This window comes from Luteolibacter algae, assembly GCF_042683045.1.
Lineage (GTDB): Bacteria > Verrucomicrobiota > Verrucomicrobiia > Verrucomicrobiales > Akkermansiaceae > Luteolibacter > Luteolibacter algae.
Genome location: NZ_JBHUIT010000009.1, coordinates 1 through 13,523, shown reverse-complemented (window position 1 = coordinate 13,523; position 13,523 = coordinate 1). Strand labels below are relative to the sequence as shown.

At 53.2% G+C, this 13,523-nt stretch carries 12 protein-coding genes; 4 read left to right on the top strand and 8 right to left on the bottom strand.

The annotated features are described in order from the left end of the window. The 4 genes from ACFSSA_RS07885 to ACFSSA_RS07870 all read right to left on the bottom strand — a co-directional run. Nucleotides 1–1,251, bottom strand: a 1,251-nt coding sequence (locus ACFSSA_RS07885; RefSeq protein ID WP_386819886.1) for a cysteine peptidase family C39 domain-containing protein, incomplete at its 3' end; no start/stop codon positions are given. A 29-nt stretch (nt 1,252–1,280) separates the two neighbouring features. After that, nucleotides 1,281–6,842, bottom strand: coding sequence for an RCC1 domain-containing protein (locus ACFSSA_RS07880; RefSeq protein WP_386819885.1), 5,562 nt, complete (start codon nt 6,840–6,842; stop codon nt 1,281–1,283). 224 nt (nt 6,843–7,066) lie between these two features. Then, nucleotides 7,067–8,392 carry a hypothetical protein gene (locus ACFSSA_RS07875; protein ID WP_386819884.1) on the bottom strand — a complete coding sequence of 442 codons (1,326 nt, stop codon included), beginning with the start codon at nt 8,390–8,392 and terminating at the stop codon, nt 7,067–7,069. 636 nt (nt 8,393–9,028) lie between these two features. Continuing rightward, a complete protein-coding gene (locus tag ACFSSA_RS07870) occupies nt 9,029–9,301 on the bottom strand; it encodes a hypothetical protein (RefSeq protein ID WP_386819883.1) in 273 nt (90 codons plus the stop codon). 512 nt (nt 9,302–9,813) lie between these two features. Here ACFSSA_RS07870 and ACFSSA_RS07865 point away from each other — a divergent pair. From ACFSSA_RS07865 to ACFSSA_RS07855, 3 genes are all read left to right on the top strand, one after another. Further along, nucleotides 9,814–10,413 carry a hypothetical protein gene (locus tag ACFSSA_RS07865; RefSeq protein ID WP_386819882.1) on the top strand — a complete coding sequence of 200 codons (600 nt, stop codon included), beginning with the start codon at nt 9,814–9,816 and terminating at the stop codon, nt 10,411–10,413. A gap of 197 nt (nt 10,414–10,610) precedes the next feature. Continuing rightward, nucleotides 10,611–10,811 carry an antitoxin VbhA family protein gene (locus tag ACFSSA_RS07860; RefSeq protein ID WP_386819881.1) on the top strand — a complete coding sequence of 67 codons (201 nt, stop codon included), beginning with the start codon at nt 10,611–10,613 and terminating at the stop codon, nt 10,809–10,811. Continuing rightward, nucleotides 10,808–11,137 (top strand): helix-turn-helix domain-containing protein, encoded by a 330-nt coding sequence (locus ACFSSA_RS07855; protein WP_386819880.1) that lies wholly within the window; start codon nt 10,808–10,810, stop codon nt 11,135–11,137. The genes ACFSSA_RS07860 and ACFSSA_RS07855 overlap by 4 nt, the downstream gene beginning before the upstream one ends. A 156-nt stretch (nt 11,138–11,293) precedes the next feature. Here ACFSSA_RS07855 and ACFSSA_RS07850 read toward each other — a convergent pair whose 3' ends face one another. From ACFSSA_RS07850 to ACFSSA_RS07835, 4 genes are all read right to left on the bottom strand, one after another. After that, nucleotides 11,294–11,545, bottom strand: a complete 252-nt coding sequence (locus ACFSSA_RS07850; protein ID WP_386819879.1) for a hypothetical protein — start codon at nt 11,543–11,545, stop codon at nt 11,294–11,296. 5 nt (nt 11,546–11,550) lie between these two features. Continuing rightward, entirely contained in the window at nt 11,551–12,618 is a 1,068-nt protein-coding gene (locus ACFSSA_RS07845) for a Fic family protein (RefSeq protein ID WP_386819878.1), read from the bottom strand. Nucleotides 12,619–12,797: 179 nt separating this feature from the next. Next, on the bottom strand, nt 12,798–13,073 hold the full coding sequence (locus ACFSSA_RS07840; protein ID WP_386819877.1) for a hypothetical protein: 276 nt from the start codon (nt 13,071–13,073) through the stop codon (nt 12,798–12,800). Between the two features lie 68 nt (nt 13,074–13,141). Next, nucleotides 13,142–13,375 carry a hypothetical protein gene (locus ACFSSA_RS07835; RefSeq protein WP_386819876.1) on the bottom strand — a complete coding sequence of 78 codons (234 nt, stop codon included), beginning with the start codon at nt 13,373–13,375 and terminating at the stop codon, nt 13,142–13,144. 33 nt (nt 13,376–13,408) lie between these two features. Here ACFSSA_RS07835 and ACFSSA_RS07830 point away from each other — a divergent pair. After that, a partial coding sequence (locus tag ACFSSA_RS07830) for an Abi family protein (protein WP_386819887.1) occupies nt 13,409–13,523 on the top strand: 115 nt, incomplete at its 3' end.

The window sequence follows — 13,523 nt, the reverse complement described above, 5'->3', positions numbered from 1 at the left end:
ATACGGGGTCGAATACCCGATCGGCACATCCTGGATGATCAAACCTGCTTTGAAAAAATCAAAACTGTAGGCCGCCATCCCGGGATCCGGGCACGTGCCCCGGTCGCAGTCGTCGTCTTTGTCCGTGGAAGTAGGCGCCCCCTTCCCGTAGGTGGCACCCGCCGTTTCCGCATCCAACTGGCTCCAGCCATTCCCCAGCGCGGAGCGCGGGATCAGGAACATGCCGCTCGACTCCTGGTCGAACACTTCCGGGGTGATGAGGAAGTCGTTCAAAAACGTCGGATCGCGAACCAGCAGACGTCCGTCTTCCGCCACCTTGACGACCGCAGCATAATGGCCAACCTTCCAGTGGACTAATGCTGGAACCGGAAGCTTCGCCCCACCCTCGCGTTTGGCTGCGACCCAGTCCATTTCCATCCCTCCCGCAAGCTCCTCCAGCTCCGCGAGGGAAACCCCTTTGACCGTGGATTCTTTCTTGTCGATGAGCGGATGGGACGCGGGTGCCAGGCCCAGCGATTCACGTATGTTGCCCAGCGCGTAAGGCCCGCACTTGAAGGAATGCTCCGGTGTTTTAAGCATGGATTCCAGTCCTTGGGCTGCCATGCGGATCTTTTCGGTGTCCGCTCCGGCAACCGGGCGGCCCTCTACCTCTTTGAGCACCGTCTGCAAATCCTCAAGGCGGCCGAGCCGCGCATAAAGCGAGGCCAGCTCGGCGGCCGCCGTCACCGATGCCTCGCGGACTTTCGGATTTTTTGAAGATTTCATCACCTCCCATGCTTGTTCAAAGGAGTCCAGCGCTTCCGAAAATCGTCCCTCGTGATATGCATGCACCCCCCAGGTGACTTGCAACCCGGGAGTCCACGAACCGTCCGGGTAACGTGCGATGTAAGCCTTCAGCGAGGACGCATCGCCGGGGTTCTTTCGGTTCCCATAGGCCTTGAGGGCGGAGGACAAATCCTCTTCCTCTTTTCCTTTGTGCTTGGAGTTGCCGGACAGGTTGGCAAGGACAAGGCCGTCACTTTTGATCTTCTCCAGCTGCCCGCGTGTCGGTTTGGCGGGTATCCCTGCCGCCAGCGACCGGGGCGCCTCCGAAAGAGCGGGACTACGGTTCACATCACCCTTACCGGGCGTGCGAACCACCGGGGGAAGTTCCGCCGCCACCTCCGCTGCCACCAACGATGGCAGTGCGCCGACTTGGTATAACGCGAGGACTAGAATAACGGGGAGTTTCCTGAGATGGGAGAGTTTCATTTGGATTGGGAAATTTGGTAAAGGAAGAGCTAAGGAATCAAGGTTGCTCCGATCGGTTCGAAGAGCGTAATCACCGGTGCTGTTAAATCACCTCCTGATCCTCCCGGTGAAACCGTTCTTGTAGGATCAAGCGGGAAATCATCCTGCCCATCATCCACCCCGTCTCCATCGGTGTCTGACGCGAATGGATTCGTGCCTCCGAGAATTTCATCTTGGTTGCTAAGACCGTCTCCATCCCAATCAGTTTCGTCGAAAGCATATCCAAGGTAGTAAACCAGCCCGTCGAGGAACCCGGTTCCAGTGCTGTTTGAGTTCATGGGATCGGAGCCGTTTACGATTTCGAGGCCGGTTGTAAGTCCGTCATTATCCGGATCCAGATTCCACTCCGCCGGATACCAGGGATCATATGACATAATTAGAGCCTCGGCCATGTCACCGCGTCCTGTGGAGAGCGAATCGGGATCCGTTGGATCAAATCCCAGTAGATACTCGTAGGTATTGGTTAATTGGTCTGGGTTCGGGGTATCGTCGTCACCCTCCGCGATTTGCGAAAGATTCCCGAAATATTTTAGCTCCCACCAATCCGGTAGGGTGTCGCTATCCGAGTCGGTCCTCTGATCTGAGCCGATGTCAGGAGCAGGAGCCGGACGCACTTCGCCGTGCCGATCTGAAGATGGCATCACCGAAAGCGATGTTCCCGAGCCAATTGCCGGGCTACCTGCCATGAGGCCGTAATACCGGTCAACAAGTGGTTCAAGGCTTATCGCTCCGAGTTCACCTCCGAAAATGATACTTGTCGTAGCCACAGCACTTCCACTGGAAGAGATTTCAATCTGTTGGGCTGCTCCAGCCCCCGGATTCCAGACGATGGAATTACGGATTACAAGGTCGTCTCTAGTGTAAACCAGACCACCGGAAGTTGCAGTGTTATCGACTATAGTGCAGTGATCCAAGGCGAGTTTACCTTGACTAAGAAACACAACACTGTCGGAAGATAAGTTAAATCCAGTGATGATGCAGTTAACCAGTTTTGCCTGATCCCTCTTCAAATCGGTATTTATATAGAGTCCAGAAATCGTTGCAGTTGATAAACCGGGTCGAATCTCAAACCCGTCCACTACAGCCGAATTCTCGTAAATCGTTACTGCATTACTGGAAAGCGGAGCGATGACGGGGAGGTTCGCCCCTAAGTCACCGAGAAGGAGAATATGTTTTCCATTGATCGTAACCGATTCCGGATAGTTACCCGGTTTGACCCGAATCACCGTGTGACGGTTGGCATTCAACGTCTCGTTGATTGCTGCCTGGATGGTTTTCTTGAGAACGGCGGTTTGCGTCACAGTGGACGGATCGACCGTGATGTGCGCAGGAGGGAAAGAGGTGTTCAGATTTGGGAAGGTTCCATTCGCGAACTCGTAAAGGTTAGGTATCCTGTCTCCGTCCCAATCTTGGAGCGCGTCTTGATCATCGAGTGGGTTGAGCGCATAGTCTACCTCCCAGCCATCCGGCATGCCATCGTCGTCCGAGTCCGGATCCAGGGGGGTTGTGTTGGCTACAACCTCATCACCATCATTGAGACCATCACCATCTGTATCTGTCGTAAGCGGGTCGGTGCCTGTAGTTTCGTATTCAGTCAGGTTGGACAATCCGTCGTTATCATTATCCGCGGCCGGAGATGTAACACCCAAGGCTTCAAGCCAGTCAGGCAGACCGTCACTGTCGCTGTCAATGTATTCATCCACTCCTGCATCGGGATTCCCGTTTCGGCCTTCACCATGGATGTCGCGTAAGATCTCAGATGGCTGTCCGTAATTGATTGCGGGAGAGCCTAGGCGCAACAAGCCTTTCCGAGTGAGAAGCGGATCTGCGGCACTACCTCCGAATTCACCCCCATGAATAATGCAACCTGAGGTGGTAACCGTCGCCGAAGCGGTCTTGTAGATCTGCTCGCTCGCCAGTCCTCCGTTGCTTCGAATTACACAGTTATGAACAGCAAGCGGCGCGGTAGATCCGCTGACATAAATCGCATTCCCATCGTATTGGGCACCGGTATCGTAAATCGTGCTGTGAACAAGGCGCAGGCGTCCGCGGTGATGATAAATCCCCGCACCAGATCCGGTGCGATGGCCGTGTATGAGAAGATTGGACAGTGAAACCTGCTTTGTCCCTTCCGAAAGGGAAACATAAACTCCCGAGCCACCGTTGTAAGGAATATCATCCGTGTCTTTCATACGGTTGATCCGAAAGCCATCAATGAAGGATTCGGCCTGAACTTGCAATGAGTGAATGCTGTTGGCGGGGCTACGAATTTCTGTGGCAGGGTAACCCGGCTGCCCAAGAAGAACTATTTTCCGGTTTGATAAAATGGTGACATTTTCCTGGTAAATGCCGCGACGGACTTCGATCACAGAGTAGAAAGCGGGGTTTGATGGGGAAGTCGGAGTATTATTGATTGCCTGCTGAATCGTGGCCACGTTGTTCCCTGTCCCTGCCAAGGCCGGATTTACGACCCAATCAGCAGCAGGGCGCGATGGATTTGCCGGTAGGTTATTAGGGATTGTACCGCGTTTGTATTCCCATAGGTTGGGAACTCGGTCGCCGTCCAGATCCGAAAGAGCGTCACTGTCAGTAAGCGGGTTGAGTGCATAATCAACCTCCCAGCCATCCGGCATTCCATCGGTGTCGGTGTCCTGATCAAAAGGATTGGTTCCTGCGGCTACTTCGGCGCCATCTTCAAGTCCGTCGCCGTCGGTATCTGCCGCAAGCGGGTCGGTGCCTGTGGTTTCGTATTCAGCCAGGTTGGACAAACCGTCGCTGTCATCGTCTGCAGCCGGGGATGTGACACCCAGAGCCTCGAGCCAGTCCGGAAGGCCATCGCCGTCGATGTCGATGAATTGGTCCGCACCAATATCCGGCAGCGGCAAGCGGGACTCCCCATCAATGTCACGGGTTACCGAAGCAATCAAACTTCCTTGGCCTCTTGCTGGTGAGTTCCGGACAAGCCGCCCGCGGGCACTTAAAAGAGGATTATAGACCAACGTGCCCGCTGACGATGCATCGCGGACGATTGTGTTACGGGATTTGGTAAGTCCACTTGAGCTGACCTCCTCGGGAGCTTCACCATCGGGGTTCCAGAAAATCGAATTTATCAGCAAAACCTGAGAGCCGTTATTAACGAAAATGCCATTGCCTTGATCTGATGCAGTGTTATCAAAGACACTACAATGGGCGATCGTCGTTCTTCCATCGTCTGCACGAACGCCTCCTCCATTGTTTCCGCTGTTAGCGTGGATAAAACAGTTGGCGATCCTCGCCAATTCGCGCCCCACGTAAGGAGCTAAATAGACTCCAACGCCGGTAACGTTCTTGGAATGGGTGATTCTGAATCCGTCAATCACACTTTCTCCGTATAGGGTGATGGTTGCTGAAGTGGAAGACCCACGAATTTCAGGAATCCCGCCGTTTCCGGATGAAACCAACAAGATACGTTTATTGGTTGGAAGATTGATGTTTTCATTGTAGATCCCGGCCTGAACCTCAATGATCGCCCAGGTAGGGTTACCTGAGTTTCCTGAAACTGCATTGATAGCTGCCTGGATGCTCTGCCCTGGAATCACTGTCGCGTTGATCGCCGGTTTCGACAAGGGATCCGACATGTCAGTGGCCATAGCCTGTTCCCAAAGATTGGGGATGCGGTCTCCATCCAGATCCCCGGTGGCATCCGACCAGTCCAACGGATCAAGGCCTGCCGCAATCTCGACCCCATCGCTAATTCCGTCGTTGTCGTTGTCCGTCAAGTTGGGATTAAGGTGGTAGGCGTATGCCGCTGTGTTTGAAACCCCACCCGCAACAGCGATGTCAGTCCCTGACTGGGCAAGGCTTCCACCGAAATAATACCGCTCCCAGGTATCCGGCAGGCCGTCGGAATCCGAATCGTCATACGTCAGCTTCAGGTAAGTCAACCGCACCGGTTCGTTACGCTGTGTGGTGTCACCCAAGCCGAGTTGCCCGTAATAGTTATATCCCCAGCTCCAGACGCTTCCGTCGCTTTTCATGGCGATGTTGTGATCCCTTCTGGTCGCGATGTGCAGGATGTCCGACCAATCCGTCACAGTTGCGGTCTGCACGGGTATATTGCTGGTCGCCGTCGAGTTGTTGCCAAGCTGTCCCCGGTTGCTTCTACCCCAGGCCCACACCACTCCGGACGGTGACACCGCCAGGCTGTGGCTTTCACCGGCTGCGATGGCACTCGCATCGGTCAGTCCGGTGGTTACGTTGACCGGCTTGTTGCTGGAAGAGGTGCTCCCGCGTCCAAGCTGGCCGTAGTTGCCCAGCCCCCAGCTCCAGATCGAACCGTCGATTCCGGAGGCAAGCGCGTGGTTTCCGCCCGAATCGATACTTTTGATTGCGGGAACCCCGTTGGAAATATCCATCGGGACGGGAGCGAACCGATGGGTTTTCGATCCGTCTCCCAGCTCGCCGTAAGAGTTGTATCCCCACGCCCACATTTTCCCTGCCACATCCACCGCGTAGGAACTGTGTTCGCCTGCGGCAAGGGTTCTGACATTCTGCATCCCCGCTGGTTTGACGATCTCTACAAATCCGGTTACCGGGTCATCATGATTCTGCCCCAGCTCACCGTAAGAGTTGGTTCCCCATGCCCAGAGTTTGCCATCTCTCCCCAGTGCAAGAGCATGGGTGTTTCCGCAAGCGAAACGACTTACCGGGCCGGGCAATTCGACTCTTACCGGTTTCAGGAAACGGCTCGAATCCTTGGAGATCTGACCGTAATTGTTGGCACCCCATCCCCACAATGTGCCTTGGTCGTCCAGCGCGAGCGTGAAATTCTCCCCCGATCCGATTTCCACAATACTGGACATTTCGGGAACTCCCGAAACCGGAACCGGCAAGGAACGATTGGTGGTCGTTCCATCCCCGAGCTGTCCGGAACCGTTGTATCCCCAAGACCAGACCCGGCCATCGGCAGTCAGAGCCACACTGTGGGATTGATTTGCTGAGACTTTACCTATGGGACGTTTGCTTGGATCGTCAGGAGCGGATTGGAAGTAATATTCTTGAATATTACTGAAACCGTCACCGTCCGGATCATCTCCCGGATCTATATCCTCGATAGTTAGAGAAGAGTTTCCTATATAGTCGAGAATTACCTGCTCCCATTCATCTGGCAGTCCATCGCCATCATCATCTTTATCTAAATTATGGTTAAGTATTACAGTATTCTCAAACCTCAGCGAAAATACGGCTTTAAGCTGACCTATATTTGCAATGGCTTTATTCTGATCGTCGGTCGTTTCTACAGTCCAAGGGAAAATTGAGCCAGGATGATTGGTAGCGTTGACAGTTCGCTCAGCCTCTAGCCAGTCTGGGTCAGCATCATTCAAGCGAATATAGAAAGGAGCTGCAATGGCTTTCAACTGACCAATAAGAAGTGGTGCTTTCTGTTTTTCAACCCATGCAGAAGTTTTAGTATGAGGAACTGTCAAATCGAGGATAGAGATGAGGTCGGCTTCGATCTCGGTGGCAACATCAGGACGAATCGGGCGAAGAGCATCAAGAGCCGATTTGACCATATATTTTGCTTGCCCAATATTAGCTGGACCTTGGTTATTTTCGGCGGCTGCCGAATCAATAATCGGGGAATTGCCATTATTCCACCAAAGAGGTGGAGCTGCTAGGGCAGCAACCACTAATGCCAAAAGTAAAATAGGGATGAGTTTGTTATGATGAAGCGTCACAGATTTAAATTATAAGGGCTATAAAAATACGGAACAACATTAGTTGTTCATACCTACCTTTACTCGTAAATACCCATCGAAATGTCTCCTTGAGGCTGAGCAAGTGTTACTTGCCCGGAGATTACCGCACCACCTGAAAGAACAGTTTCGCCTATCACTTTGAGTGAATCTGTTGTTGATTCACCTCGGAGGCGAGTGCTTATCGTTTGGTCGTTTCCTATAACAGTAGTGTTCGACCCATCACTAATAGCTCCCGTTCCAATAACAATGGCATTGGACTCCCAGTTCATCTTTGACCGAGTTCCACTACCTATAAACACCATATTACTGCCACGCCAGAAACCTTTAATACCATCGGCCTGATAGCGTCCTGCATTTTGCCCTATAGCTAGGTTACCGTCCCCCTTGAGATACTCCAAACTGCCTGCGCCAACCGCCGTGTTTGAATTTCCTTCCTGATTCAAGCTAAGAGAACTCACCCCCAGCGCAACGTTTTCATTTCCAGTTATGTTGGAAATGAGTGATTTCCAGCCTATGCCGGTATTTTTTGCGCCAGCGGTGTTGTGTTGCAGTACGCTCTGTCCATACCCGGTATTAAAGGAACCTGTATTTGTTTGTTGTAAAGTGTAGGCGCCGGTAGCCGTGTTTCCAGAACCACTGACGTTATCGCGAAGCGTCCCAATACCGATACCTGTATTGTGCTTCCCAGTACTATTACTGCTAAAACTATTATTCCCGATAATTGTATTCGACGCATCTGAGCCACTGCCTCGACCTATGCGTATTCCGTTGAAATACGAATCCATCCCAACTCCAATTCCACCCGAAACCGTAAATGCTCCCGACCCGGAAGAGCTAGAGCTTACATTACTCGCTAACCTTAGGGGAGCATTACCAAAGCCGACTGAGCCGTTGCCTAAAGTCAAAATCGATTGCCCATTCGCATATATTCCACTGAAAGCCCCATTAAAGTCGAGTCTTCCCGCACTAGGATCCAATAATATTGCTGTTTCAAATGTAGTCGGATGAAACAATGATAGACTGTTCGATGCACCAAGTTTCATTTTATAACGAACAGCGCTAGAAGCTCCATCTCTCCATCCGAAAGAACCTGCCGCATCAGAAATATCAGTGGCAAAAATTTTACTCCCTACGCCGAAATAGTTTTGTAGCACCCCAGCCACTGAGCTATCAACCGCAATGCCGAGGTCTATCCCTTTCACTATGCTCAGGTCTCCAGATATAGTGAGATTTCCTGCTTCACCACCGGAAGGTGATACCGTGTGATCTCCGTTCAGCGTAATGGCAGCATTTAGATCAGGTATGATCATAATGGCTGCTATTGAAAAGGCAGTTGCCGCACCGGAAGAGAGATTTTTTTTCATAATGGTGATTTATGTCTAACACAGAGAGACTTTTTTGGAAGATTTCATGACTCATGACTCATGACAAGATTTTTCGTATCATAGTATCCATTCGCAACCCCATATAAATATATTAACGAATCTTCAAAAGAGCCATTGAGGCTGTGTAAGAGTCCCGTCATTTGCCAATGGAGGATACTCATTGAAGAAACCATTAATCTTCGGAATATTCAATCCAGCAGGTTTTCGGTGGGGCGATGGCCAGTGGCCCCCGCCCGGTGATTGGTAGAATCCTGCCAGAAACTCCCCCGCGCATAAGGGGCGCAACTCGCTGATTGGCACGATTCAGTTGGTGTGGGCGCGGGGTTGTTTCCGAGCTTCGTGTCATCTGTGGCTTGGCGTTCCATTTTCCCGGGTTGAAGGGATGGCAAATTGGGAATGACTTGGGTGGGGTTCATAGGGGGGTGGTGGTGGGTATTCTGGCTGACGTTTTCCTGTTTTATAACGGGCGCGGAGGTCTGGCAAAGAGCCGTGGGAGCCGTGAAACGGGATGGGTGGGAGGTCTTTCCCTAGGGATCGGTGTCAACCGCACCCGGTGATCCCTCCCCTGCTTACGCAGGAAACCGGCAACCCCGAAGGGTTGCCGGTCGCCGCCGGTCAGTAGTCCTCGGGCAGGAGGATGCAGGTGCTCGACCTGTCGGCCTCGGTGATGATCCAGAACTTGACTCCGTTCCGGTCGCGATAGACCGAAAAGATCCGCAGTCCGCAGCGCAGGGACGTTTCGTTTTCCTCGCGGTCTTCGGCGCATGTGTCGCCCCAGTCGGCCGCAGCGTGCCGCTCCAGGCAGTTGCGCATGTCTTCGGGATCCAGCGCTTCAAGCGCGGCGGGGGTGCTGACCACTTGGCCTAATGGGAATTTCGATTCATTCATTTTTATATTCAGGTTTCAGAGGAGGACTCATTCCCTCTCTTCGCCGAAGACAGAGAGGGTGAGCACTCCGGCCTGAATGTGTCCCATCCGGGAGGCTCCCGGGGCGCGGAGGGAATGCGAAAGCTGCGTGAGTGCCATGCTCCGCTGGCGCGAGGGTAGCCGCCTGACCGGATCGACCCCGACCGTGAGAGGGAAAATGAATGAAGCGGAAACCCGGCCACTTCCCTTCCCCGCCCCTGGCTTGGTCAATCCCGATGATGTGGGAAAATGCCGCCTTTCCCTGGTGACTCGATTTTAACCGAGCGGTGAACGAAATGCCCGTCCGCGATGCCTTTTTGACGAAGTCATGTTCTGGATCATCACCGGGGCTGCTCTTCCGCATCCGACCTGGGGACTGCTGACTGGTGGCATCCGCAGAGCCTGGGTCGGCTTGTATTCTTTATCCGAAAACCCCATGCTAGATCTCGCGAATCCTCGGAGGCGGAAAGGCATCCAATACTTCATTTACACCCATGTCCAAAGCGGTTCTCAGCGCATCAGCTATTTTCCTTACGTTCGCGATGTTCGCTCCATACATTCGTTCGATACATCGTGGAACTACGAAACCGCATGTTTTCTCTTGGGTCATCTGGGGTTTCGGCACCTTCATCGTGTTTTTTGCGCAGCTTGCGGGTCGCGGCGGAATCGGTGCCTGGCCCATCGGGGTTTCGGGTATCATCTCCGCTTACATTGCGATCATCGCATTCGTCAAAAGACCCGAGTTCGTAGTGACCAAACTGGATTGGGTCTTTTTCTTCGTTGCGTTATCGGCTCTGCCATTCTGGTTCGTCACTTCAGATCCATTGTGGGCCGTGATCATACTCACGTTCGCGGACACCGTTGGTTTCGGGCCGACATTTCGAAAAGCCTACGAATTCCCGTATGAAGAAAGCATCGTCTTCTTCATCCTGTCCGCAGTCCGTAATTCGCTTGTGATTCTCGCATTGGAACATCACTCGTTCACCACCGTTCTTTTCCCGGCGGTTGTGGGCATCGGTTGTCTTCTCCTGGTCTGTATGATCGCGTATCGGCGAATGTTGGTTTCAGATCCTGACCGATCTTCGAAACTCTAATCGGCGGCGAATCGTCCCGCCCCCTGGGACGGCTGGATCGAAGGAAAGGTTTCTCACATGAACCCCTTGGCTCCGAAGAGCTGCTGACCGGCCCATTCTCGCCGGTAACCCTGTGAAAAACTTCTCCTGATTCTTTGCTCTCCAATCCTTGTTCTAACGGTCGAAAAAACTATGGTGTAGGTATGGAAGATCCTCCGATGGAAACCGAAATCACCCGCGATGGTCTTCGGCAGTCTCTCGCCAACACGGCTCTTGAAGGACTGTTTCCGGACACGGAAACTCTCACCGATCTGGAGGCCATGGCCGAGGGAAAGCTCTCCGGCGATGCCTACCGTAAAAAGCTGAAAGCTCGTTTTGGCGATCCGGGAGACTCGGACGTTATCGAAAGAGAAATATGAACAATGAACCCAAACACGAATCCATTGAGAGTGGCGGAAACATTTTCGCTGATATGGGTCTTGCCGATGCGAAGGAGCTGGAAGCTCGCGGCCTGATCGGAGCGCATGTCGTGAGTTTGCTCAAATCCAAGGATATGAGCCAAAAGGACATCGCCGAAATGCTCCGCCTGAAACCTGCGGAGGCTTCGCACTTGCTCAACGGCCATTTCAGCCGATTCTCTACGGACAAGCTTCTGGGGTTCTTGTCCGACCTTGGGCAAAAGGTATCCATCCAAATCAGCCACCGGAAACAAGGTGAGCCGTTTCAGGAAGTGGCTCACGAGTGAATCTCTTTCGGCTCACTCACTCGCTCTCAAGAATCTCCGGAAATCGGAGCGATACCGATCTTTGAGAGAGCCAGGGTCTCCACTTCCGCGCGGATACCTTCGTCCTCAAGGAGATCATCGAAGTCACTCCCGATATGGGGTTTTCATTCTGTTCTTTCATCGGAGAGGATATGCTTTTTTGAGGTATCTCACCAGATCACAGGTGATTTTGGCCTCCATCGAAAACAGTGAGTTTTCCTCCTGGAGGGCTTCCGGGGTGATTTCGCCACGGCGCAACCGTTCCGCATCGCGGATTCGTTCCTCCCGATGTTCGCGATCCAGTTCCTCGAAGGTGACGGTTTCCACGGCCATGACCCGATAGAGACATGGGGAAGTTAGGTTGTCAATCAGCCGGAGACGCTGTGGCAAATCCATCAATTCCCGGTACCCAGCGCCAGCCGGTAGCTGGTTCCTTTCAGTCGTCCGTGTTTGGTGAAAATCCCCTTTTTCACCAGATCCCTGAGATCCCTCATGGCCGTTTTCTCCTCGGAAATCTTGGCCATCTTCCGGTATTTCTCATTCGTGAACTTGCCCTCGAAGCCTGTCGTCAGCTCGTAGTGGCAAAGGCGTTCGAAAACCTGTTCCTGCCGCTGGTTCATCCCTTTCGCATACGCGGCTTTTCTCAACCCTGTGACGCTCATCATCCGTTGGGTCTCCTTCACCGCGTCGATGAGAATGGGTTCGAAATTCTTCACCGTTCCGGTCAGATCGAGAATCCCCGTCCCAAACTGTCCATAGTAAGTGTCCTTGTGTTTCCGGATCGCCCGCGACAGCGAGAGCGGGAAAGCAAGCTCCAAATCGGACATCAGCCCCATGTTCATGAGCGTCCTTCCGACCCGCCCGTTGCCATCGTGGAACGGATGGATGCTCTCGAAATGGAGATGACCCCGCACCGCGTTATACAAGGGCGTGGTTTTGTCGCGGCCGTTATACCAGTCGATGAATTCGCCCATCGCGCTTTCGACCCTCTCGGGCGGGATACCACGATCCACGATGACGCGCCGGTCGATCCGCCCTCCGCTCACGATCAGAAGACCGCCCATGTATTTTCCGCCCTGTTTGTTTTTGAAAATCGCCGCGTGCAGCTCTTTGATTATCTCATGGCTTAGCGGGTCATCGGCCCGCTCCATTCCCAGCTTCATAAGATCGACCGCAGCCTGTTCTTTTTTCATCGTGCCACCGTCGATATTTCCCAACAGGGATTCGGTGATCCCTTTCTCGTCGAGAACGACACCCTCGATTTCGGAATTGCTGAAAATTTCCGAGACCAACAGGTCTCTGCGGTCCGGCTGGCCGGTCTTGGTTTTACGAAGAGCCGACACGTGCTTCCCAAAGGTGGCTTCGAGCGGACGGATCGCGGATTCGTTCCGGTAAAAATGGGGGAAATCGGGGTCTTTCCATACCGGATTACTCGTGTCCTGAAAATCCTCACTTGAGTTCATATGTCCTAAAAAATAAATTTTATAGGACATTAGTCCAACCGAAACGCTACTGTTCCCGCTATCCTTCGGAAACCGGGGATTTCCTCCCTCTTGAATGAAGCCCGTGAAAATTCTCTCGATGCGAGAGAGGCAAGGCCTGAAGAACGGTTCCGAATCTGGTCGATGCGGCCATGTATTCCCTAAAAAGCTGATTTTCTGACAGCCCCACTGCAGCCACCGGGGAAGTCACCATCGCCGCCGAGCTGTAGCTTGATGCGACCGCAAGGGACGGCAAAAAGATCCAGGTTCCTGGCGCATCGCTTGCGGTTATCGCTCTTACCAACCCCATCCTGAACCTGTCCGCCATCGCCCCTGAGGCAAAAATCAGCGTCCAGACCCTGGCTGCAAAGCTCCAGCGCGACATCCCTCTTACCGATGACGAGCAAAAAGGGATAAGGGCGGTTTTTGAGGCGCACGGACTACACCAATAGCCTTGGGTTCATTCAGAACCCGCATCCCGTCTCTGTTCCGATTTCATCCCGACTCAAGCTATCGCCGACGAAGTATCGACCCGATTCCGGACGATGGACGGGACAAGGACAGGAGGTAGCCCCGTCCCGTCCTTGTCCCGTCTTCCAATTCCCAAGGGTTCACCCTTGGGGACATGTGTGATGGAATATTTCACATCTGCAAGGTGCTCATCGGAGAAAGACGAACTCTCCACGGGGTAATCCTCCAAATCGGCCCGGGCATTTTCCTGATGTCGGCTGCGCGACACCGCAGCATTTCTGATCGGCGTTTTCTCGTCTGATTGTCAGACGCGTTCCATTTGTCCGTCGGAGAGATGGTTTCCTGGAGCCAGACGATCAACGATTTGCGGAACAAGTGCGCCCATCAGTCGCGGGTCTGGGATTCCCGATACGTTA